The organism is Chitinophaga sp. CC14, assembly GCF_048957795.1.
In the GTDB taxonomy this organism is placed as follows: Bacteria; Bacteroidota; Bacteroidia; order Chitinophagales; family Chitinophagaceae; genus Chitinophaga; species Chitinophaga ginsengisegetis.
On record NZ_JARBFY010000001.1, the window covers coordinates 318,148 to 342,844 of the forward strand.

20 protein-coding genes are annotated in these 24,697 nt (G+C 37.4%); 1 reads left to right on the forward strand and 19 read right to left on the reverse strand.

The features are described 5' to 3' along the window. Window positions 1-31: 31 nt before the first annotated feature. From PV783_RS01340 to PV783_RS01370, 7 genes are all read right to left on the reverse strand, one after another. A complete protein-coding gene (locus PV783_RS01340) occupies window positions 32-1,219 on the reverse strand; it encodes a sialidase family protein (protein ID WP_420986917.1) in 1,188 nt (395 codons plus the stop codon). A 235-nt stretch (window positions 1,220-1,454) separates the two neighbouring features. Beyond that, window positions 1,455-3,356, reverse strand: a complete 1,902-nt coding sequence (locus PV783_RS01345) for an ABC-F family ATP-binding cassette domain-containing protein (protein WP_420986918.1) — start codon at window positions 3,354-3,356, stop codon at window positions 1,455-1,457. 239 nt (window positions 3,357-3,595) lie between these two features. After that, complete coding sequence (locus tag PV783_RS01350) at window positions 3,596-5,182, reverse strand: hypothetical protein (protein WP_420986919.1); 1,587 nt, start codon at window positions 5,180-5,182, stop codon at window positions 3,596-3,598. Window positions 5,183-5,373: 191 nt separating this feature from the next. Beyond that, window positions 5,374-6,306, reverse strand: a complete 933-nt coding sequence (fcl, locus tag PV783_RS01355) for a GDP-L-fucose synthase (protein ID WP_420986920.1) — start codon at window positions 6,304-6,306, stop codon at window positions 5,374-5,376. A 1-nt stretch (window position 6,307) separates the two neighbouring features. After that, window positions 6,308-7,420 (reverse strand): GDP-mannose 4,6-dehydratase, encoded by a 1,113-nt coding sequence (gmd, locus tag PV783_RS01360; protein ID WP_420986921.1) that lies wholly within the window; start codon window positions 7,418-7,420, stop codon window positions 6,308-6,310. A 40-nt stretch (window positions 7,421-7,460) separates the two neighbouring features. Next, complete coding sequence (locus PV783_RS01365; RefSeq protein WP_079471142.1) at window positions 7,461-8,423, reverse strand: NAD-dependent epimerase/dehydratase family protein; 963 nt, start codon at window positions 8,421-8,423, stop codon at window positions 7,461-7,463. Window positions 8,424-8,468: 45 nt separating this feature from the next. After that, window positions 8,469-9,290, reverse strand: a complete 822-nt coding sequence (locus PV783_RS01370) for a glycosyltransferase (RefSeq protein WP_420986922.1) — start codon at window positions 9,288-9,290, stop codon at window positions 8,469-8,471. A 208-nt stretch (window positions 9,291-9,498) separates the two neighbouring features. On the opposite strand from PV783_RS01370, the gene PV783_RS01375 reads away from it, so the two are divergent. Beyond that, window positions 9,499-11,253, forward strand: a complete 1,755-nt coding sequence (locus tag PV783_RS01375) for a DUF4838 domain-containing protein (RefSeq protein ID WP_079471144.1) — start codon at window positions 9,499-9,501, stop codon at window positions 11,251-11,253. A gap of 851 nt (window positions 11,254-12,104) precedes the next feature. Here PV783_RS01375 and PV783_RS01380 read toward each other — a convergent pair. Genes PV783_RS01380 through PV783_RS01435 form a run of 12 tightly spaced genes read right to left on the reverse strand, consistent with a single transcriptional unit; the run spans window position 12,105 to window position 24,655 of the window. Continuing rightward, on the reverse strand, window positions 12,105-12,776 hold the full coding sequence (locus PV783_RS01380; RefSeq protein ID WP_079471146.1) for an HAD family hydrolase: 672 nt from the start codon (window positions 12,774-12,776) through the stop codon (window positions 12,105-12,107). Between the two features lie 32 nt (window positions 12,777-12,808). Beyond that, the gene (locus tag PV783_RS01385) at window positions 12,809-13,690 is read right to left on the reverse strand and encodes a glycosyltransferase family 2 protein (protein WP_159454362.1); all 882 of its coding nucleotides are present in this window, start codon (window positions 13,688-13,690) and stop codon (window positions 12,809-12,811) included. A 20-nt stretch (window positions 13,691-13,710) separates the two neighbouring features. Further along, window positions 13,711-14,922, reverse strand: coding sequence for a hypothetical protein (locus tag PV783_RS01390; protein ID WP_420986923.1), 1,212 nt, complete (start codon window positions 14,920-14,922; stop codon window positions 13,711-13,713). Between the two features lie 3 nt (window positions 14,923-14,925). Then, on the reverse strand, window positions 14,926-15,999 hold the full coding sequence (locus PV783_RS01395; RefSeq protein WP_420986924.1) for a hypothetical protein: 1,074 nt from the start codon (window positions 15,997-15,999) through the stop codon (window positions 14,926-14,928). Continuing rightward, complete coding sequence (locus tag PV783_RS01400; RefSeq protein WP_079471150.1) at window positions 15,996-17,138, reverse strand: NAD-dependent epimerase/dehydratase family protein; 1,143 nt, start codon at window positions 17,136-17,138, stop codon at window positions 15,996-15,998. Before PV783_RS01400 ends, PV783_RS01395 begins: the two co-directional genes overlap by 4 nt. Window positions 17,139-17,187: 49 nt before the next feature. Then, the gene (locus PV783_RS01405; RefSeq protein ID WP_420986925.1) at window positions 17,188-17,781 is read right to left on the reverse strand and encodes an acyltransferase; all 594 of its coding nucleotides are present in this window, start codon (window positions 17,779-17,781) and stop codon (window positions 17,188-17,190) included. A 10-nt stretch (window positions 17,782-17,791) separates the two neighbouring features. Then, window positions 17,792-19,075 carry a hypothetical protein gene (locus PV783_RS01410; protein WP_420986926.1) on the reverse strand — a complete coding sequence of 428 codons (1,284 nt, stop codon included), beginning with the start codon at window positions 19,073-19,075 and terminating at the stop codon, window positions 17,792-17,794. Then, window positions 19,065-20,507: a lipopolysaccharide biosynthesis protein gene (locus PV783_RS01415; RefSeq protein ID WP_079471152.1), complete on the reverse strand. Its 1,443-nt coding sequence runs from the start codon at window positions 20,505-20,507 to the stop codon at window positions 19,065-19,067. Before PV783_RS01415 ends, PV783_RS01410 begins: the two co-directional genes overlap by 11 nt. After that, on the reverse strand, window positions 20,507-21,133 hold the full coding sequence (locus tag PV783_RS01420) for an HAD family hydrolase (protein ID WP_079471153.1): 627 nt from the start codon (window positions 21,131-21,133) through the stop codon (window positions 20,507-20,509). Before PV783_RS01420 ends, PV783_RS01415 begins: the two co-directional genes overlap by 1 nt. Continuing rightward, window positions 21,133-22,296 carry a sialidase family protein gene (locus tag PV783_RS01425; protein ID WP_079471154.1) on the reverse strand — a complete coding sequence of 388 codons (1,164 nt, stop codon included), beginning with the start codon at window positions 22,294-22,296 and terminating at the stop codon, window positions 21,133-21,135. Before PV783_RS01425 ends, PV783_RS01420 begins: the two co-directional genes overlap by 1 nt. 45 nt (window positions 22,297-22,341) lie before the next feature. Then, entirely contained in the window at window positions 22,342-23,076 is a 735-nt protein-coding gene (locus PV783_RS01430; RefSeq protein WP_079471155.1) for a 3-deoxy-manno-octulosonate cytidylyltransferase, read from the reverse strand. 7 nt (window positions 23,077-23,083) lie between these two features. Next, complete coding sequence (locus PV783_RS01435; RefSeq protein WP_079471156.1) at window positions 23,084-24,655, reverse strand: aldolase catalytic domain-containing protein; 1,572 nt, start codon at window positions 24,653-24,655, stop codon at window positions 23,084-23,086. Between the last annotated feature and the right edge of the window lie 42 nt (window positions 24,656-24,697).

Here is a 24,697-nt window from a genome sequence, read left to right on the forward strand (position 1 = left end):
CTAATATTTAATCACTTTACATACTTATCATTTACTTATCAATAACGGTAAGTATTGCTTTTGATTCTCTTTCGAAGAAATCTCTTTCATTAAATCTGGCCAGATTTATTTCCTTATCACTATTTCTATTACGGTCGTACACAACATAAATTTCTTTATCAGGCCCTTCACATGCGTCTGGATAAGAAACATGGGAACGAGCGTCTATCAATAAGCTATGTGGCCATGTTTTCCCATCATCTGTTGACAGGAAAGCCCTCATATTTACTCTTTCATTGCTAGCATTCAGTATCAATAGCAAATTCCCTGAGTTTAATCGTTGAATATGAAATCGGCTATCAGCAGTAGGTTCGATTGCTGTAAAAGAAGCAGCTTTACTCCATTGTTTATCAGTACCGCTGGTTTTGGAATAGAAAATACCTTTCTTTGTTCGCAAAAGGCAGAGATACTGACCATTCTTTAATCCGACAATCTGAGGTTCATCAAAGTCCCTTATGTTATTATCCAATGGTATTGTTGAAGCACGTGATATAATTTTGAACGCCTTTTTTATTGCATCATATTCAGATGCTACAACAAATACACCTGAAGTCTTTACGGGTGTTGGTTTTTCAAGCCAAAGGGCAACAGGCATTAGAATCTTTGTTTTTGATTGATAGCTATAAATGGGCTTATTGATCATGACACCATTAGTTAATGATTCGGGTTTGGAAAACTGAATTTTATCTGTAGAGAAATCCAGTAGACTAGTCCATACACCACCTTTACCGTCCCACCATCCTTTTGATTGTGCCCAAAAGAGATGCACTTCTCCGTTAACATCCTTCCATAATCCTGGGTCAAATACGCGATAACCGTTATCTGGCGGTGCAACAATAAGTGCATTTTTGCTCCAGGTCTTACCACCATCTGGGCTTTCGGCTACTGTAACATAATTACCGGCGCCTTCACCTGCAGTACCACTATACCATGCAACAACCAGATGTTTTTTTTCAGTAATTTCAATTGAGGGGACCCCTTGCCAGTGCCTTTGAGTATAAAGTGGGTTCTGAGTTACATTGGATAGCAATCGTGCCGCCGGCTGATCTTTAACTAGATCCAATGGATCAATCGATACAATTGGTGACACACTACTGTTATTATCATTTTTTTTACAACCAGTGAACGAGAGTAATAAGCATAGGAATATCACATCAAAAAAAAGAATTTCTTTTTTCATATATAGTTAAGTAAAAGACTCTTTAAACGAAAGAAATTATTTTTAATTTAGATTGAATTTATAATGCGGTTAACAACTTAAAGCCACTCCAAGACTAAATATATCTATAGCAGAGTGTTACCCCATCGAAATTCTGGCTAAACCTCAAATAAATAACGTAAAATCATCTTGTCCCCTCTAAGGGTTACAAAAATAATATTGATATTTTCTGCATTCATATCATATTCCTTCAGCTTTATGAAGTCATATCACTGAGCTCTAGCCATCGCATGCCCTTCTCATCCAGTAATTGGATAATTTCACCAATCCGATGTGTCAGTGGTTCCATCTTATCAAAAGGCAATTCTCCACTGGATAAGGAGGCTTCAATTTTCTTCTTTTCTGTTTCCAGTTGTTCGATCTCTTTCTCCAACAGTTCCAGTTCCCGCTTCTCTTTAAAAGACATTTTGCGACCTTTATTTTCTGCAAGTGGTGCCGCTGTGACTACGACGGGCGTCGTTACTTCTTTTTTAGGGGCGATAGCCTTCTTCTTGTCCTCTTCCTTCTGCCATTCCCGGTATTGTGTGTAGTTACCAGGATAATCGCGGATTTCTCCATCTCCTTCAAAAACGAACAGGTGCTCTACCAGTTTATCCATAAAGTAACGGTCATGGCTCACGATGATCACGCAGCCCTGAAACTCCTGTAAGAAACTTTCCAGGATACTGAGGGTTGGTAAATCGAGATCATTGGTAGGCTCATCCAATACCAGGAAGTTAGGATTGCGAAATAAGATCGATAGCAGATGCAATCTTCTTTTCTCACCGCCGCTCAGCTTTGAGATGTAGGTGTACTGTTTTTCTGCCGGAAATAGAAATAGCTCCAGGAATTGTGCGGCGCTTACTTTGGTACCATCTGCCAATGGGAAGTTCTCTGCAATATTCTTTACAAACTCTATCACCCGCATATCTTCCTTTACCACCAGGCCAGTTTGGGAGTAATTACCAAACACGATGGTTTCTCCAATATTGATCTTTCCCGAATCAGGCTGCTCTGTGCCTAAGAGCATATTGAGGAACGTAGATTTTCCTACTCCATTTTTACCAACAATACCTACGCGTTCTCCTTTCTTGAAGGTATAATCCATTCCTTTCAGGATCTTCAGATCCCCAAAGGATTTATATACTTTTTTTAACTCCAGGATTTTTCCGCCCAGTCGGGTCATCTTCACATTTAGTTCCAATTGCTGATCTGCTACTTTGGTACTGGCTTTCTCCTTCACTTCATAGAAGGCATCCTGGCGGGATTTAGATTTGGTGGTACGGGCTTTAGGCTGCTTACGCATCCATTCCAGTTCTTTGCGGTAAAGATTACGGGCTTTGTCCACACTTGATTTTTCACTTTCTTCCCTTGCAGCCTTCTTTTCGAGATAATTCTCATAATCTCCTTTGTAAATAAAAAGCTGTTCCTGGTCGAGCTCCATCACTTCGTTACAAACGCTATCAAGGAAATACCGATCGTGCGTAACGAGGAGCAAGGTTACTTTTTCCTGATCCAGGTAATTCTCCAGCCATTCAATCATAGAGACGTCCAGATGGTTGGTGGGCTCATCCATGATAAGCAACACGTGTTTATGCTCGAAGCCAATCTCAATCAATACTTTGGCCAGCGCAACTCTCTTCTGCTGGCCACCCGAAAGGGAACCAACTGGTTGATCCAGGTTGTGTATATTAAGTTTTCCTAATATTTGTTTCACTTTGGTATCAAAGTGCCATGCATTTAATTCGTCCATTTTGGCGATGGAATCGGTCAACTTATCCAGATCCGGTTCATGCCCTTCCTCGGTAAGCAACTCATATTCTTTGATGGCATTGAGTACCGGGTTATTGTGGTTGAAGATGTTTTCAATCACGGTTTTGGATAGATCAAAGTCGGATTGTTGCTCCAGCATTACAACGGTTACGTCTTTATGGATCCAGACTTTTCCACTGTCGGGCACATCCTTTCCGCATAAAATGCGGAGCAGGGTGGATTTTCCTGTTCCGTTAAGCGCCACCAGCGCTATTTTATCTCCTTCTTCAATATGAAAAGAAATATCCCTGAATAATGGTTTGGTTCCAAAAGATTTGGTAAGCCCTTCTACTGTAACGTAATGCATGGTGCGAAGTTATAAATTATCAGCAACACTGGAAGGGAACAGGGATTATGTATTTGATATTATGATTTTTTCCGTATATTCATTATAGGATAACCAGGGTTTCCTGTACCTGACATTTTTTTCGACAAACAGTTATTTCGGCCCTTTGTCCATTATTATCCTCCCCTCTTTGCGATGAAAAATAAAAAGCCCTTGCGCTGAAAGCGGAAGGGCTTGTGTATATTTAACCTCTTTATTGATTAAAAGTCGTAGTAAAACTGGCGGAAGGTACTACGCAGGCCTATACTAAATATCAGGTCGGTGCTTCTGCCGATATCATTGCTCACCCTTCTGGCCGCCAATGAGGTTTCCAACCGGAGATTGTACTTGGGGTTAAGCACATATGCAATAGTTCCCTGCGCATACAATAAATTGGTTTTAACCCCCTGTCCGATCCAGTTACCATAATCATTTGGTCGTGTAGTGTATGGCTTGGATATATCATGGCCATAGTTGGTTTGGGCATCGGGATCATCCCCATATTTTGAGTACATTACCTCTCCGCGGCCATACCAACGCTTAATACGATATGTAGCAATACCTAATACCTCCCAAAAATTAGCTCCTAATGGATGAGCCAATGACTGATTATAATGCTCATAATTAATCAATGTGCTTTTGTAAGAATAGGTGTACGGTCGAACTACGTTGAATTCACCTTGCAGGTCGAGCTTATTTACCTTAAATAAATCAAATGACCTGAAGCCCAATTGTGCGGATTGTTTGTTGGCCCACCAACCTTTGCCACCAAATACCTCTTTCAGCTTAAATTCGTCCAATACCAGCTGGCCATATATGGTGGTTTTGGGAAATAACTTAAACTTAGCATTCATACCTACCAAAGCATTGTCAGAAGAGCCTTCCGAGAATTCAGCCGAGCGCAGGAAAATGATCGGATTCATGTAGCTCCAGTCAAATCCACGCTTACGGCCGGAGGAATCCGCGTCCGGCCAGATCACGGCATCAAAGAGGCCGATGGTGAGGCGTTTGCTTACATTCCAGTCCAGGAAATGAAATACACCCCATTTCTTATAGTATCCCAAATCGTCATAAGCAGTAGCAAAGCTCTGGCTGTGCTTATCCATAAACTGTGCCCACATGGCCGTATACTGAACGTTACCAAGAGTTCCTGTAAGCTTCAGGTACGGATAGCTGAATTGTATGTCAGACAGAATCAGGGAGCGGTAGCCGTCGCCTATAAAATTCTGTCCGTATCCTGCTGTTATGTTAAGGTACTTATTCGGTGTGTAACTTAACAGAGCACTCGCGTAGTTGTAATCAAATGCTTTTCCTTCGCTATAATCTTTGATTCCTCCCTGGCCCGGCACAATTTGGTTCTTACGGATGTATTGGTCGAGGTAATAAGGAAATTTTCCCTGATTTTCGAAGAAGTAAGATTCAAAATAAAACTTTGTACCAATATTCGCCTGAATACTGGCTCCTCTTGTATTCAACCAGGTAGTTCTGCTTCCCTCCTGTGATTTACCTATCTGAAAATCCGGCAGGAAATCGATAAAAACGTTATAATCCTTGTTTCGGTACTCCAGCAGGTGTTCGTTAAACAACTTCCGGTGGAACCAGCTACGTTTAGTCGTATCCGGGTTGGTGTACATGGCACTGGTATCTTCATGCAGAATCGGCCTGAACGCAGTGTGGTGGTTGCTCGTATCCAGGTAAAGCTCCCGGATATCCTGGGGGTTATAAGGCACAATGACAGGCAACTTTTCCTGCGCGTTAGCTGCACCAAATAGTAACAAACCTGCTACCATCCAAACGAGATGTTTCATTAATTGTTTTTTGATTGCTTAAAAATGTACACAGGATCAGGCTTCACAAACATCCTGACAGGTTTCTGTAAAGTCAAATACAATACAATTGGCTCGTCAGAACGCAAAGATAATGTTTTCAATAAATTTAGGTGACAGATGGGGATTAGTATAAAATTAGAAATTTCTGGCTAATAATGCGTACGGAATGATTATATCCAGTTTTCCTTCTTTACTTCTTCGTAAACTTTAATGATACCCTCTTCAAGGTTGAGACTGGCTTTCCAGCCATAACTATGCAATTTGCTTACATCCATTAGCTTTCTTGGTGTGCCATCAGGCTTACTGGTATCAAATACCAACTCACCTTCAAATCCAACAATTTTCTTTATTAACCGTGCGAGATCGCCTATGCTTATATCTTCTCCTACACCAATATTTACGAGCCCTTTTTCATTATAGTTTTGCATGAGGTAAAAACAGGCATCCGCCATATCATCGGCATGGAGAAACTCGCGTTTAGGCGTACCCGTTCCCCAGACGGTTACTTCGGGATGATTATTGATTTTAGCTTCATGCATTTTACGCAGCATCGCCGGTAACACATGGGAAGTATTTAAGTCATAGTTATCATTCGGACCATACAGGTTAGTAGGCATCACAGAAATAAAATTGCTTCCATATTGCGCCCGGTAGGCATCACACATTTCTATTCCGGCAATCTTTGCTATTGCATAGGGCTCATTCGTTGGTTCAAGCGGGCCAGTGAGCAGATATTCCTCTTTAAGCGGCTGGGGGGCCAATTTAGGATAAATACAAGATGATCCGAGAAACATCAGCTTTTTAGTATCATTCAAATGGGCATGATGAATAACATTATTCTGAATCATCAGGTTCTCATAGATGAACTGCCCACGATAGGTATTGTTGGCCATAATACCGCCCACTTTCGCTGCAGCAAGAAATACATAATCAGGTTTTGTTTCACTGAAAAATGCAGCTACAGCTAACTGATCACGCAGATCCAGTTCTTTGGAGGTACGGATAATAATATTATTAAATCCTTCTCTTTGCAAACGTCTCACAATGGCTGAGCCAACCATTCCTCTATGCCCCGCAACGTATATCTTATCCTGCGTGTTCATGCTATTCAAATTGATTCAATACTTTATAACCCGCGTCCTTCAGGAGTTTCTCACGCTGAAAAAGCTCCACATCCGCGGCAACCATTTCTTTCACCAGTGCAGGCAAATCGTATTTAGGCTTCCACCCGAGCTGTGTGTTGGCCTTAGTGGGATCTCCTATTAACAGCTCCACTTCTGTAGGGCGGAAATATCGTGGATCTATTGCAACTATTTCCTGGCCAACCTGCAGTATGCCGTCTTTCTGTGCACAACTTTTCACATATCCCTTCTCCTCTACTCCTTCTCCTTTAAATACTATTTCAATCCCAACCTCTGCAAATGCCATTGTGATAAACTCTCTTACAGTAGTCGTAATGCCGGTCGCAATTACATAGTCTTCCGGTTTGTCCTGTTGCAATATGAGCCACATGGCTTCCACGTAATCCTTTGCATGCCCCCAATCACGTTTTGCATCAAGATTTCCCATGTACAGCTTATCCTGCATACCCAATGATAACTTGGCAACTGCGCGAGTGATTTTCCTCGTTACAAAAGTTTCACCACGGAGCGGACTTTCATGGTTAAATAAAATGCCATTACAGGCAAACATGTCATATGCCTCCCTGTAGTTTACAGTAATCCAATATGCATACATTTTAGCTACTGCATAGGGAGACCGCGGATAAAAGGGGGTTCTTTCTGATTGTGGAACTTCCTGCACCAGGCCATATAATTCGGATGTGGAGGCCTGGTATATCTTTGTTTTCTTTGTTAATCCCAGCAATCTGACCGCCTCCAGAATCCTCAACGTACCTATGCCATCTACATCGGCCGTATACTCAGGAGCTTCGAAGCTAACCTGAACATGACTCATAGCTCCAAGGTTATATATTTCGTCTGGCTGTACCTCCTGAATAATACGGATCAGGTTTGTGCTATCTGAGAGGTCTCCATAATGAAGTTTGAGGTTCACATCCTTATCATGAGGATCCTGATATAAATGATCAATTCTATCAGTGTTAAAGAGTGAACTTCTCCTTTTAATGCCATGCACTTCATAACCTTTTTTCAGCAGTAACTGAGCCAGATAGGCACCATCCTGACCGGTAATCCCGGTAATAAGGGCAATCTTCATTTTTAGTTTTTGTATTAAAAGCGTAGGCTATGATCTTAAATTAATTTTCCTTAACAATATTCTTAACTGTTGCATCCAAACCTTCAGATAAAGAATATGGAGGCTGAAACCCTATGTCCTTCACCTTATCTGCTGAAAATTGAGTAGTAGCACAAAATTTCTTCACTCTCACTGCACTGATGGGGAATTTTTTATTTAAAACCTTTGCTACTATATCCAGAAACACTCCCCCACTATAGCCAATAGCATATGGAATTCTCAGGGGAGCTATTCTTTTATTCAATGTTATTCCCGCCTGTGTCACCAATTCGTTCACACTAAGATCTGGTTTATCAGCATAGTTAAAAACGTGATACCCGGAGAGCTGTTCGTCTATACAATATTTTATAAAGGAAGAAACATTTTCCACATATGCCATCGACTTTTTGTTCTTTCCGCTTCCAATCATCATAAATTTACCGAAAGCTATCTGCTTAAGCAGATTATATACATTCCCCCTGTTACCTGGCCCAAAAACTACAGTAGGTCTTATAATAACAAGCGTTCTGTTCCGAGGATCTTTGTTAAACCATTCTCTTAAAACCTCTTCTGCCTCCCATTTGCTTTTACCGTAATGGTTAAATGGATCCGCTGCAAACAACTCATCGGGGTTTTCCTTGTTCAGACCATAAACCGCTACAGAACTTGTGAAGATTATTCTATTGATATTTTTCTCTTCAAGCTCATTCAGCACATTTCTTGTTCCTGCTACATTTACATCATAATACAAGGAAGTAGGACTAACATCATCCCGATGTTCTGCAGCCAGCAATACCGTCCAGTCACATGGTTGAAGACCACTCTTAAGTGATTGCACCTCTCTTACATCCGCAATGACTGTTTGCGCCGGAAAGAAAGATGACTTTGCTTTATCAAGGTTGGTGAAATCATAATTACCATCCTCTAATTTGTTCATCAGATTAGAGCCAATAAATCCGGAGCCTCCAATAATTGTAACTCTCATAGAATCTTTAGTTTTACGAATTGTATCCTGTTATAAAAACAGAAGCTATTTTCTTAACACCTTTGTATAAACAAAATTCAACATAGAAACGGGTAACAATTTCAGTATTATTCTCGCTGCAGAATACAGATAAAATTCCCTGGAGGTAATAAATTTATCCTTTACCATTAGGCGGAAAAATTTTAGCTCTTCTTTTATGTATCCCATTCCCCGCCTCCTGCCTACCATATTATTATTCCCTACACGTGCGTATACGAGCGTTTCAGGAAGATTATGAAAACGACATCCATTTAACAACATCTTATACCAGAGATTATAATCCTCTAATACTCGCTTATGCCAGTAACTGCCTGCGTCAAGCGCTTTTTTCTTATTCATCATTACTGTCATATGATTGACAGGGTTACGGTACTTGGCGAACGCTCGGATTTCCTCTTGTTGAACAGGCACCTTTCTGAATCTATTCAAATCGCCTGGAACATCAGCAAACTCCTCTATATAGCTCCCTACCAGATCAATATCAAGATGTTTTTGTAAAAATATCGCCTGCTTTTCAAATCTGTCTGTTTTAGCTATATCGTCGGAATCCATTCTGGCAACAAATGCATATTTGCAGTAACGCAAACCTGTATCCATAGCATATCCCATGCCTTTATTTTCCTTCAGCTTGATAATATTCAATTTATCGGGATAATCAGATTTGTACTTGTTTATAACAGTATACAGTTCATCGGTAAGGGGGCCATCCTCCACTATTACAATTTCCGTAGGGATTAATGTCTGTTCTAATATACTTTTTAAGGCACGGTCTAAAAACGCAGGTTTTTCTTTTATATAGACAGGCATTAAGACAGAAAACTCAAACATATATTATTTATACTTACTATGGAAGATTAAAATTAGATTAATTTTCAATATATAATTTAGCGTGGCATCATTTCTGCCGGTAAATTGTTATAACTGCTTTAGTATAGACCTACTATTCATAAATTACAAATTAATAATAGGAATCGAAATTATGCAATAATTCGATTTAAACGGGTGTTTTTTATAAGTGTTATTAAAAGAAAGTTATATGAAAAGATTAAATTTTCTCTTCTTTGCTCTCCCGCTCTTGCTGGTAGTGAATGTAATATGCGCTCAGTCGCTGGTATTAAGCCAAAGAACGGCTTCTCAAACAGCCATTGTTATTGCCGATAATAGTACACAACCTACATCGAAAGCTGCAAAAGAACTGCAAAAATATATAAAAAAAACACTAAGCATAGACGTTCCAATCACGAATAACGGTAATGCAAAAAATCAGATTATAATTGGACAAGGGGATTATATTAAATCAATGGCTCCCGAAGTGAATACATCAAAATTAGGAACCGATGGATACACTATACTTACAAAAGGAACAAAACTCATTATAGCCGGGGGGAGTGGTAAGGGACCCTTGTTTGGCGTATATACACTGCTGGAAAAATATTTCGGTTGCAGAATGTATACGGCAGATGTAATGAAAATCCCTAAAAGAAGCAGTCTTACTATCCCTGCTGTTAACCTCACAGAAATACCAACTTTGATTTTAAGAGATGTTTTTTACCTAGGCGCAATGGACTCCTCATATTCAGATTGGCATAAATTAATTCATGCAAGAAGTACTAATTCTTCTTTATTTGGCATATTTGCACATACCGGTTTTCAGATAATGCCACCCAAGCAATATTTTAATACTCATCCCGAATATTATTCCCTGGTAAAAGGCAAAAGACAGCCATTACAACTGGATCCTACCAATAAAGACGTATATAATATTTTGCTTGGATGGCTAAATGCAAAAATTAAAAATCAACCCCAATATAACTATTGGTCCGTTTCAGTGGAGGATAATGGTTCTTATTGCGAGTGCGACAAATGTCTGCCAGTAATTAATAACACAAAAACACCTGGAGGACCAACAATCGCGCTGGCAAATAATCTTGCACAGAACTTTCCTAATGAAAATATTTCAGCCCTCGCATATTCCTATACACGTAATCCACCGCAGAATATGAAATTAGCCCCCAATTTAAATATCATGTATTGCCCTCAGCCCAAGAACTATGTAAGTAGTTATCAGGGGGATGACTATGCAGAAATGCACAATCAATTTGATGGCTGGCAGAAACTTACCAAAAATATCTTTGTCTGGGATTATGTCATAGATTATTCGGCGCTTGAATCTATCCATCCTAATTTATTGATATTAAAACCTAATCTGCAATACTTTGTAAATAAAGGTATTAAAGGTTATTTTGCAGAAGGAAATATTTTTCCAGACGGTGAATTTGCTGAGCTCAGAGCTTATCTTCTGTCTAAATTAACATGGGATCCAAATTTGGACGATAATGCAGTAATAGATGACTTCCTGCAGGGCTTTTATGGAGATGCCGCACCTTCTTTAAAACGCTATATACAACTTACATCCTCTCAACTCACGGGCAATAATAAGCTGACAGAAAGCATGATTAACAATTATGATGACCTGTTTGATGCTGCGATGAACAGCGTAAAAAACCAACCTGTATATCTGAAGCGAGTACAAAAAGAAAGAATTCCATTACAATATTCAGCCGTTCAGGCCTATCTGGATGAGGCTAGCAAGGACCCGGACCAATTCTTTAATAATACGCAAAAATATAACAACTTTAATACGCATTTGGAAGGCTTCCTCACATCTGTAAAACAATGCGGCATTAAACGGCTTGTACACAATGAAAATAACCTGCCTCTCTATCAATTTTACAGCGACTGGAAAAATAAGATGTCGACCTTAAAAAGTAAATCACTCATGAAAAAGTGATATCGCTTAAAATATAAAAAGGTGGCAGAAACTAAGCAGTTTTCGCCACCTTTTGTTTTAATACAATAGCTGATCTGTACAAAGCATAATAGACGAAAAGTATGAGCAACCAGAAATATTCCTTATTAAGAGAGCTAATTATTAGTATAATACAACTAAAAATAGCATAGTAATACATCCGGAATTTATCCAGTGTAAATGGGGAAGAAAGAATAAAGCTCAATTGTCTGAAATTAAAGCGCTTTAATGCGGCCCTTTCCAGCAAATTGATCACAGGAAACGCCAACAATATAAATATTACATCAACAAGGCCAATAGTGTTAAATCCTTTATACAAAAGCAGGTATGAAGCAAATCTTATGCATACTAGTAAAAAATGCAGTAGCAGTGTCAACCGGCTTCTTACCCTGTTATAAAAAAGATAAATAGGCAGTATGACAATTACAGCTCCCACGAATAAAAAATAATTAATTATTGGCATGTGAAAAAGAGCCAAGCTCCACAACAAAAGACATCCAAATAAAATTCTGAATATATAGATTAAAAATTTATTCTTCTCATAAAAAACAAAATCTTTATCCTTCAACCTGATAGTGGGATTCGATTCTCCTTTAATAGTTTCCGTATCATTTTCTATATAGCCAACTTCATAAAAATTATAAATTGCACCTACCTGTAGTAGATACATAAGCACAAAATCGACAATCGAATGTGTATTGGCCATTTCCTGGAAATAGTGAAAAGAAATATAAGCGGTTGGCACTATATAAATAATAATCCAGGAAATTAATTTAGCAGGAGACGAAATTCTCGTTCTAAAAAAATATAAAGCCGGAATAAAAAATTTAGCCTTATCTATCGAAAACATATATTTCTTTTACAGTTGGGAATTTTGTCCAGAACAGTTCATTCTTCTTCTTGGCAACTATAAACGCCTCAGAAGATTTACTAACCAGTTCAGCATCGCTCAAATTATCAGTAATAACAAAAGCCTTACTCACATCCAGGTTATGCAGCCTGCAGGTCTCCAGTTTATTTCCTAATAAATCGTGTAGGATTCTTCCATTACAGATTCCCGTTTCACTGGCAAAGTCCAAGGTGGTGGCATAATATTCCTTCACTCCCAGCTCTTTTGCAATTGCCTGTACCAGGAAATCCATAGACGCAGAAACAATTGCAACCCTCTTCTCCTGAGCCATCTCATTTCTGAGCATTTCCTGCGCTATTGTAATTTCCTTATTCGACAAGGTGGTTTTAATAAACTCTTCCGCCAGTAAGTTTAATTCTGTTCTTGCATACCCCTTCAGACTTCTGACAAAAATCACTCTTGTCAGGTCAAGCCCCAATAATTTGTATAGTACCTTATTAAATACTTTCCATCCGATAAAGTGAGATACCTTATTAAATAATCTGTACTGACGTTTCTCACTGAATACTTTCTCCCGTATAAAATCCATTGTGGTATTAGAATCATACAATGTTCCACACAAATCAAATATAACAATTCTCTTATCGCTGATCATTTCCCAATATTAATTTTAAACGATGATATATTTCACCAGTCTACCCTTCCACCTTTACCAGCCACGCCGTCCTTTATTCCTTTAAGTATATATTTCAGATACATTCTTCCGTTCTCCAAAAAAACAGGATAGAAAAAAAACTTCAAAGAAAATTTGCAGCCACTCATTAATTTCCAATATAATGGTACATATGAACGCCTGACTAAAAGGAGGTAATTCCTATAAAGATAATAACACCTCACCGGCTTAGGAATTCCCTTAAAATTAATGCCTAGTATTTTCTTGTCACCTTCTCCCAACGCATGATATAAATGAGCTGTTTCATCAATAAAAAAGGAATATCCTCCCTTCTCCCTGGCTCTCCAGCACCATTCGTGATCCACAGCATCAATAAACAGCGCTTCATCCATACCACCTGTCTTCTCCCATACCTCTTTTCTAATGAGGGTGCCAGAACTGATCAGTTCTGTAAGCTTTGTAACCTGTATCCCTTCAGCAACGGCAATGCCTTTTTTAAGCTTGGCTTTATATGCAACCCCAGTTTGGGTATTAATTGCCCGTGGACCAATTCCGCCTATATTATACTTTTCAATAGCAGACACTTGTTCATAAGATTTTACCAGGGAAGCCACCATGTTATCGGCAGGTAAACTATCCTGATCGAAAAAAACGATACTATCCACTTTGGAAAATAGATATGAAGCCCCAGTGTTCTGAGCCACAGCAATTCCTTTATTATCCCCTAAGGAAATATATTTAACTTTCGGCCATTGCTCACTTAACCGATCGTTCCAAATAGCCAACTCTGCAGCAGAATTATCTACAATACAAATGTGCGTAATATTTTCCTGCTTATGAATAGCTTCCAGCTGCAATTCACTTTGCAGCAAGTCCGGATTATAATAGGTAATCATAATCCCAATACCAGCATTGCTTATGCTGTTCCTAGAGTCGACCATTTTTGAAAAGAAGGGTTACGATCATAAAAATTCTGAAGTGCGTTAAGCACTAAAATTACGGCTATTTGATTAGAGTCAAAAATATATGGATTGGTGCAGGCGTATATTACATAACAAACATAAATGAATAGTAACCATTTATTACGGAATTTATATAGTGGCATCAGGACAATTACATAAAGAAAAACAAGTATAAATCCTATTACTCCCAGCTGATTTAAAACATAGAGCACTTGTAATTCAAAATATACATCTCCCCTGTAATCTCTTGCATATGTGGCCCTTTCAACGGTATGCCCTAGTCCGGTTCCTAACAAAAAAGTACCAGCATTTTGTGTCAGGTCATCCATTAGCAAAGCAGTTTGATCTGCACGAGTACTCAATGAACCTTCCTGTTTTCCTTCAAGCACAGGCTTTACATAATAAGTGTACACAGGTATGCTTAAAACAAAAACTGTCATTAATAACAGTACTATTTTTCTTATAAGCTCCTTCGCAGTTTCTGAACGTAAAAAATACACCATATAAAATAAAGCCATTGAAATCACATATGCAAAATTCCCTGCTACTACACACGCAATCAGGAGTATTCCCCGTATAAGATATTTTCTCTTGATCGGATAAAAATAGGTGATAAATAATGTCAAAGGAAGCAGGGCATTTCCCTTTATCTGAACGATAAATAACCATCCATTATAAGTATATACATCCCCCCACTCTTTCTCCAGAAAAAAGAACCTGATTGGCATATAGCTTGTCAGGTCAAAAAATACGCTCAGATAAATTGAGAAAAGAATAATGACTATAGCTTGCAAAAGCATTATCGCTATAAATATTTTTAATAACCTTTCGGGAGGGACTAGATAGAAAGAGTAAATAAGTAATATCAGAAGTATAAAAAACCTTATATTTTTGACAACATCGTTCATTAAACATATGCTGTAAAACAAATCAAAAACCAAAAGACCAGTAAGCAAAAAAAGTAGAACCCTAAAATAAGAGGGGCCTTGATAAATATTATTTACTATTGGAAGAAAGTATACAAAATAAATTAATAATAAAAAGAGGTTCATTATTATGGAAAACCCACTAAATGGAACCTGCCTGGTCAAAAAAAAGAAAAATACTCCTGCAAAGAAAAGTAGAGCAGAATTTTTCAGATTTATATTTTTAACGGGTGTGTTCATGAATTAATTAACATCGGTAAAAATCCTTCTCAACCAATTGGTAATATGGAAATCTTCAATATCTAGCTTGTGAGTTGGAACAGAAGATATAAATTCTCTATCTACTTCAAAATCTGACCCTTCAAGCACATATACATATTCTTTATTATATATACTTTCTTTTTTAATATTCACATTTGAAGTTATAACTTTTTTTCCCCTTGCGAGGGTTTCAATGGTCCTTATTGTTAATCCAACCTGTCCAGGGACAGGAATATCCACGACACATTTAGCACGATTTGTCAATTCTGCTACTTCTTCGCGCCCTAAAACACTAGTTGTAATAAAATCTGCTTCATTCTTACACTTATTGATTTTAGCAATAAGTGTTCTGTAACCAGGGAATAACAAGCGCTTGATGGCGTTAAGTACTTTTCTTCCCCTGGTAGCATCGTTTGCCTGAAAATATAGTCTGAGAAAAGAACGAAGTTCCATCCGCCTCGAATAGTGATCCAGGTCTAACAGAATGTCGCAACGATTCATTGATGCAAGACCTACCGAACCAATATAAAGAAGGTCTATATCCTCCTTATTTGCTGCGCTATTGTCAACTGCTGTATACTCGTTAGTGTAAAATAACGGCAAATACTTTAAAGCCTCCCATTTATCACAATCAAGCGGGTCAAAAGAATAAGCGCGGTCAAATAACAAAAAAAGTTTTGAATGATCCCAAACTGAAAACGAATCCCAAAAATATATTATAGAGATTATTTTCTTATTGACAGTCTTAACATGTCTAAGCAATTCCGGGGTAATAGAAAACCCTCCAATACAGAAAAAATAATCATACTCTTTTAGTCCAATTGAATTTATGATTTCATCATTGTATTTCTTCTTCCTGTTCGGCAAAAAAAACTTCCTGACACTACGGGCAAGCCATGATGATTTTTCATATTCAGGAAAAAACTTGTTTTCATAAAAATCAACCTCTGCTCCCTGATTTTTTAATTCATCCAAAATCTTTGTATGATAATCATAAAATATCTGGCCAACAAACAGTATACGTTTGTTTTTTAAGTATTGCTCCTGCATAATCATTTATACATTCCCTTATTTTTCATTTCATCTATGGATTGCTCGTAACTATCCCCCAAGCTCACATTCTGTTTGTTCACCCAATTGGCAAATTCTTTGATCCCCTCTTCAAACTGTACTTTTGGCTGAAAACCAAGCCTACTGCCAATTTTAGTAAGATCTGCATAGTTATGCCTGATGTCGCCTAATCTGAAATTACCTGACACCTTATAGCCCACGGAAGCGCCATAGCAATTAATCAAACTTTTCACAACAGTGAGAACATTAATAGGAACCCCAGTACCTACATTAAAGACCTCATTATTGGCTTCGTCCATTTCAATACCCAATATTGTGGCATCTACAACATCATCAATAAAAACAAAGTCTCTGCTCTCTTCACCATCTTCAAAAATATTTATAGACTTACCACTTTTAATTAAAGAAGAAAAGATCGATAATATTCCAGTATATGGATTGGATAATGATTGACCAGGGCCGTAAACATTCTGATATCTGAATGCAACGGCTGCTATATTAATGGATTTACACACCAGCATTACCATCTGCTCCTGCACCTGCTTTGTAATACCATACACAGATGTTGGGTGAATTTTTGATTGTTCATCTGTAGGCACCAACTTCAAGAGTTCATGTATCCCATGGGTACTTACGTTAAAGTCACCTTTCAGCATCTGCTCCTCCATTCTAGCCTCCGGATATACGTACTGCCCGGTGGAAGGTACAAGATATCTGCCTTCTCCATAAATAGCCCGCGATGAAGCTACCACTACTTTTTTCACCGAATGCTTAGTATTGGCTAATATGTCCAACATCAATGCAGTACCTCCAATATTCACGCTGTTATACTTTTCAATTTCATACATTGATTGACCAGTACCAGTTTCTGCTGCTAAGTGAACTACTACATCCTGATTCTTTAATGCTTCCATCCAGTCATTTCGAGAAGTGACGCAACCCTTAATAAAGGTGACCTTATTCTCTATACTCCTGAGCAAAGGAGAGTTCTTTTCTGGATTCACCCCGTGTATTTGCTCAGATAAATTATCAAGAACAGTTATCGTAAAGCCCTTCTTCAATAACTTTAAAGCTAAGTTAGAGCCAATAAAACCTGCCCCACCAGTAATTAATACGTTCTTCATAATCAAATTCTATTTTACAATTCAATTGACAATACAGATAAAAAGCTCATCAAATAAAAAAACCTTTATTGTCTGTTTTTCTCCAACTATTCGTTTCAAAACAATATCGCTTGATAATGTAAGCAGGTGCCCCAACAACAATACTGAAATCTGGAATATCCTTGGTTACTACAGCGTTGGCACCAATAACACAATTTTTACCGATTTTGGCGCCTAATATACAAACGTTCTCCCCCAACCATGAACCCTCTCCTATAATTACTTCCCCTATCTGGCGTATCCGCTGCTTCATCACAGGCAGATGTATATTTTCATAATCATGTAAATTATCCGATATATATACTTTATCTGCTGTCAGAACATTCCTTTCTAATACGATCTTTTTTGTCGCATAAATATGATTGAAATGTCCGATATTAGAACCGTCCCCAATTTCCAGAACACATTCCTTTTCTCCCGTTAATGGCAGTGCAGCCAGCCAGGTGCCCTTTGCTACATAAACACTTTCACCTATAATTATATTATTCCCACCATCAATTTTCAGAGGTTTACCAATTATAGACTTAATACCTATTCTCTTAAATACAAACTTGTAATATAATACTGTTTTTAAAAGATCTATAATTCTGATTAAATATCTCATAATTGCATTGTTAACCCAGGTCCACAATTGTATTGTTGAAAATAACAGGATAGTTAGAAATATTCAATCCAATAATATAATCCAGCTTTTGTTCTACCTCATTATTATAAATAGCCAGATTATCCATCTGCCGCAAATTTTTTATTTGCATACTGAGCTCTTCAACAGAAGTAAATATATCATCTCTCACTCCAATACCGTTTTCAAAGGAATCATCACTAAAACGCAACGAAGGAACACCATATATATATGACTCATAATACGCAGCTGTATTAATTGCCAGAGAAAAATCAAATTTATCACTTTGTAGCAATTCCGTCAACGTTAGATTGTCCATTAGAATAACTCCCACATCCTTAACTTTTTCTTCATATAACGAAGCATCCAGCGTCGGATGCAGTTTAAAGTATAGTTGGACATTATCATCTCTATTCTTTTTTTTATACTCTTCAAGCATGTTTATCAGCTTAAAATTGCTTTCAGCATACTTATGGCGGGCTAAAAAAATAATACAGCGGCTACATTTTATAGGAGAAGATTTTCTTACAAAATGCGCCTTTCTCGGATATCCACCGATCAGTAATCTATCAGCTGCGATGCCATAACTTACAAACTCATCCCTGGTGTAGGCTCCCCAGCAAAAATGGAAGTCAGAAATAAAATTCTCATAGGCTAACGCGTCAATAGGTATATCTCGCTGAAAAATAAAGTATAAGCCGTGCTGTAACGAATATGTCGGTACTTTTCTTTTCTGAAAATACAATGTAAAAATCGCCTCATATGGGTGTACACTGCTAAAGGCGAGGTAGCTTTCATACTTAGTTTCCAGAGAAAACTTTTCCAAGGCATTGATGCAATTGTAGTAATGAACAACTCTCACAAAAAGAAATAGTTTTTCTTTTGTTGTTAAATAAGGTAGGGGAGTTTTAAAAATAAGTCGATATGCTTTAACTATATTATATCCGCTGAAACATATGCTATATTTACAGTCGTTTAAATCAACTGGATATACATCACCCAGTTTATTATTTATAAATTCGAATATTTCATAATAGTCTTTTCTTCTGTTATATCGCCCCATTGTGCTGAGCACTTTAGCTAAAGGGAGCTCTTTAATCATTGAAAAATCCAGCCTCACAAATGCAAACAGGCAACTTTTAAAAGAGAAATTCACTCCCGAATAAACAAGCATGATAAGATCTAGTGCTACGATCTTATCTATACTATACCCTTTAAAATCAACTTTAAGTAAGCTCTTTATTTTTATATAGCGCTTAAAAGAATCACGATCCATCTCGTTTCAAAATTTTTTTTAAACTATCATTACTAAACAGCTTTCTATCCAAAAGATATACAACAATAAAATAGTAAATAATTGAAATAAAAATGCTCCAAATCTTTACAAAAGCATAATGGTTATAAATAAGTTTAAAAGAAACAGCGATCACCAGGGAGATCAATATCGTTTTTAGGTAGCTTTTAATTGGGAAATAGTCTAATAATGAAACTTTCAACCTCCTATTCATAATAGTTACAGGTAAAATATATCCAAGATAGGTACTTAATATCCCTGCATAAACAGCTCCCATTACCCCCCATTTTAAAATAAAAAAATAATTCAAAATGAAATTGATTACTAAGTTAATAGTAGTATTTATGAATACCCACATTTGCAGACCAATTGCATTCATCATCATTGAAAACAATACTACTGTACCGAAGAAGCGCAGGGTATAAATTTGAAAAATATAGCCGGAAAAGGCAAACTTATCTGAATAAAGCCAGGTAATAAGCTCCTGGCCAAAAACCAAACAATAAACAAATATTGGGACCAACAAAAAAGTGACTTTCTCCGTGGCCCGTTGAAGATTATCAACTATTTGTTTGAAATCGCCCTCATGATAATTCTTGGATATCCTTGGCAATAAAGCGGTAACTACAGACCCTGTAATAATCCCAATAAACGGAAAAACAAAAGCACCAACCTGGTAATCGGCAAAATCACCAGGCCCTAACATGCTTGATATCATAATTCTGTCCACAATGAGATACAAATTACTTATTACAGCAACCAGGCACAAGGGATAGAGATAAGAGAATTCTTCCTTTTTAAGAAATACATTGTTCTTTAGTTTGAGAAATGGCGCGACCTTAGGTAATAAAAAGATTAACCTGATGCTATCGACCAGTAATTGTCCTAAAAGAATCTCTTTAATATTAAATTTTAGAAAAAAAGCAATTACTAAAAGGCAGATGCAGAATATCAGATAAAAGACATTATTCCAGATATAGTAATATAAATTATGGGTCAATAAGCAAAAATTCGAAAAATAAACAAATAATAAGCGCACTAAAGCAATCCCTGCAATAACTAGAACGTAGTTGGTCATAAACGAATTATCCAACCGCAGGGCCAACCATTTGTTAAGAGCAAGGAATAAAATGACCAATGATATCGAAGTCAGAGATAAAAAAATAAAGAATCGCTTGAAAGCTCCTTTATGCTGATCTGTATTCACATACTTTCCAAAGAAAAAGCTCAATGCATTGGGTATGCTTGAGGCGATAACCGCCAGGAAGTTTATTAATACAAATAACTGCTGATAACGTCCAAAATCAGCTTTATTAATAATCAACCGGGCAACGAAAATACTAAATAATAAGCTTGTTAATACCTGGAATACATTGCTTATAGATAAAAGTATACTTTCTTTTCGTAAGGACATCAAATGTGCTTTAATTCAGAAAAACTTTCAATATAATTATAGCCCTTTTCTTTCAAAGAGGGGTTGTTATATCCCCAAAAAGAGATACCATTTAAACTGGCCGCATCAAAATCGTTTTGAGAATCTCCTATCAAACAGATTTCATCTATAGAGTAAGGTACCTCGCCCAACAATTCAGCCACCAACTTATTCTTAACGGTTGGCGAGCCATTTATGGATTTAAAATATTGACTCAGATTAAGCTTGGAACATAAAAAGCGCAATTCATTCTGGTCAGATCCAGAAACTATATGAAATTCGTAATCTTTGTAATGCTTTGCTATAAATAAATTAGCATCCTGGATAAGGTTGGCGGGATCAACTAACATTTCGCGCATAATATTTGAAAACGCATCTGCATACCTATTCACCTCTTCTTCTGAAATTGGCTCACCCAAAATTTGTTCAAAAAAATAACGTATTTTATGATATCTGGATAACCCTCCGTTTTCTCGGTGATACCGGATTAACTCATCTATTGCATTATGGGGAAATGCCGATAATATTCGTATAAATCCAACATCTCTAATGTGCATTGAGTCTAATATTACCCCATCAAAATCCCAGAAAATGCTTTTTATACTCATTAGTTATCTATTAGTACTTTTTTTATTTGTGGTTTTCTAATATTCGAACTATCTATAATCATCTTTTCGGTAAGCTTCACCATTAATATCTCCTTTGCTTTGTATCTTTCACGGTCATAGACCACATAAATAGTCCCATCTTTATCTTCCGAAGCATCTGGGTATGAAACTTCATTACGGTCATCAATTAACATTTTATATGGCCAGGTCTTTCCGTCATCTGCCGAAAGAAAAGCTGTCAAATTCGTCCTCTCCCGACTATTATTCATTATTAAAATTAATCTTCCAGAGCTTAATTTCCGGATATGAAACCTACTACAAGCGGCCGGACCACAACGTTTAAAAAATTGGGCCTGCTCCCATGTACGTCCCGTATCGGCAGAATACGACTCATAAATTCCCCTTTTACTTCTTATCAACGCCCATAATCTACCATCCTTAAGTTCTACAATCTGATGCTCTGAAACTTCTTCGTATGTTTTATCAATCCCTATTTTCCCGATGAATAACAAACTATCGGATTGAGACCGATAAACATTAACTCCGGCTTCTTCCGGATGCTGCGGAGCTTGCATGAAATCGTAAACCTTATTCCAATACGCAATTGGATATACTACCTCTTTATTAATCAAAGTAGGTTTATTCATCATCACGCCATTTGCCAATCGTTTAGGTGAGGACCACGTTATGCCCGACACGTCTCTTTCTATGTTCCACACTCCACCTACGCCGTCCCATGACTTCCGAAAACATTGAGCCCAGTACAAATGCAATTTGTTGTGCTCATTATCAACCCAAAGACAAGGATCAAAAACCCTATATCCTGCATTGGGTTGAACGATAACAACATTTTTCTTCCAGGTAACTCCATCATCCATACTTTTCGCCATAACAATGTAGTTGCCGATCTCTTCTCCATTTCCCCCTGAATACCATGCCGTCCATATTTCTTTGTTGGGTAACAATTCAATAGTAGGAATCCCTTGCCATACTTTTTTATTGTAAATTGGATCCTGTGTATCATAAATGATAGTGACAGACTTTACTGAGGGATCGTATGATTCCAAAGGATCTTCTTTTTTGCATCCAAGTAAAATAAAAATCAGACAAGTCACGATTGCCGTGAATGCAAATTGGGTCTGAACTCGAGTATAAAAAAGCATGCATTAAGGCTTAAAGTGGTATAGGGAATGTATTAATGAATTGTATTAATTTTTATTACGCATAGCTTCTTCAACCCGTTTCACATCATCTGGGATATCGACAGCCAAAGATGTTCTTGAAGTCCTTACCATCTTAATTGGTATTCCCAAATCAAAAAAACGAAGAATTTCAATATCCTCATATTTTTCAAACTCAGCCTTTTCTTTACAATTCCCAAATGCTTCAAGTTCTTTATAGTTAAACGCATAAATACAAACTTGCTTAAAGTAGATAGGATACTGATCTCCTTTCTCTTTAATTCCCGGAATAGCTAATCTGGACATATAGACCAGGTCATCATTCTTATTCGCAAGTACTTTAGGAATATTAACGTTCTGAGGATCTTCCTGTAAATCAATCGGGAACATTCCATTGATGATTTTGTCTGGGTATTGCGCCTTTACTGCAGCTATCTGTTTAATATCATCAGGGTTCAACATTGGCTCATCACCTTGAACATTAATATAAATATCAGCTTTGATAAGTTTAGCCACTTCCCATACCCTGTCAGTTCCTGTTAAACAATCAGAGGGTGTCATTACCACCTGAAAGCCATATTCCTCTACTTTGCTTTTTATCTGTTCATCATCTGTTGCTATAAAAGTATTTTGCTTTCCAAGCGCTTTTTCTACTATTTCAGCGACATGTATGATCATTGGTTTGTTTAAAATCTCCACCAATGGTTTACCCGGGAATCTGCTGGATCGAAACCTAGCAGGAATGACACCAATTATTTTCATTTTAAAATTAATCTAGATAAGAAAATATTGAAGACTGGGAAAGACCCTTATATTTTGTCGGAGTAAGTGCCTGTACAGCCTTTAGATTCAACGCTAAAGCTCTGTCAAATATATACTGATTCTCTTGTGCCAGTTCATATTGAGTAGCATTAATAATATCATCGATACCACTCCCTGATCTGTAACCATCAAATCCAACAAAATATAATTCATCTATTCCCATATCTATTGCAGTTTGAATAGAAACAGTCAACGGAGAATCATGATGCTTATCTATAAAGGTGATTTTCTGCAGCTCAAATGAATTTTTCACAACATCCTCAGGCACATAGGTTCCCATTCTCCTCGGAAACGGAGGTAGTATACATGAAACACTTAAAGCTTTCAGATTATCAAATAAACTGGAAAGGCGATGGCCCTCATTACCTATGAGGCAATAAAACTGAGTTGCTTCAATATCCTCATACCACTTTGCATTTCTCGTACTTGAATGGATGACACAATACTCATCATTGCTGTTTTCTAGTAACGCTTTCACAGCTCTGGCATGCTCTACAGCTGATTTACCGCCCCCAATAATAATAGCCTTTGTATGCTTTCCTTTTGTGGGCTCGAATGAAGGTAATTGAAGATTATCCATTACATTTTCCTTCTGATTATTCAAGGCATTAACAATAGTGCTGATGGAATATCTATTTTTGCCAACCCACTCCATAACATCTTTCTGAGGAAGAGAATTAGCTCCAGAAACCATATAAGGTAAATTAGTCCCCCATTCGTATTTCTTCTGATAAGCGGCAAATGCCGAAACTACATCGCTCAAAGCATTATAGTCAATAGAAAGCTTTTTCTGGGCATTCAAAACGGTCAACAATAATTCTGTTTTTAGATTGCCGGCACCTCTCCCCATTCCACTAATTGTAGCATCTATCATATCAGCACCGGCTTCTATCGCTGTTAAAGAATTAATCAAAGCCATTTCCACATTATTATGACCATGAAAACCAACAGGCATACTTAATACTTCTTTACATTTTTCTACCGCCGAACGTACTTCCTCAGGATACACACCGCCGTAGGAATCAACCAGACTAAAGTAATCAACAAGACCATTCATTGAAGGGAACTTCGCAAAAACATCCGGAGATTTCATAACCTTAGACATATACATGAGATTGAAGCCTACTTCAAAACCCAGTTTCTTAATTTCTTCAGCCAGCTTCAAGCCAGAATCAAATCTAACTGGATCAACAGCCATCCTCACTATATCAATACTTTCCTTTAAATGCCCTAATAAGGATGCAACATTTTCAGGAGCGTTATCTCTTTCATTTAGCATCACTGCTATTTTCTTGGAAGGCAGAGATTTACGAATATCATTAAGAATAAATTGCGGACAATAAAAAAACTCACCCAAATAATGGGTCTGAGGTAAACTTCTATAACCTACCTCCACCACATCAATTGGAAGCTTTTCGACGCTTTTAAAATAGACATCAAGCAGAGATTTATCAAAATCCCAATTTGTGTAATATCCTCCATCACGCAAAGTGCAATCCAATATTTTAACTTTATTCATTGTTAGTTCTTTAAAAGAATTCAGCTTAATAAAAAAAATATC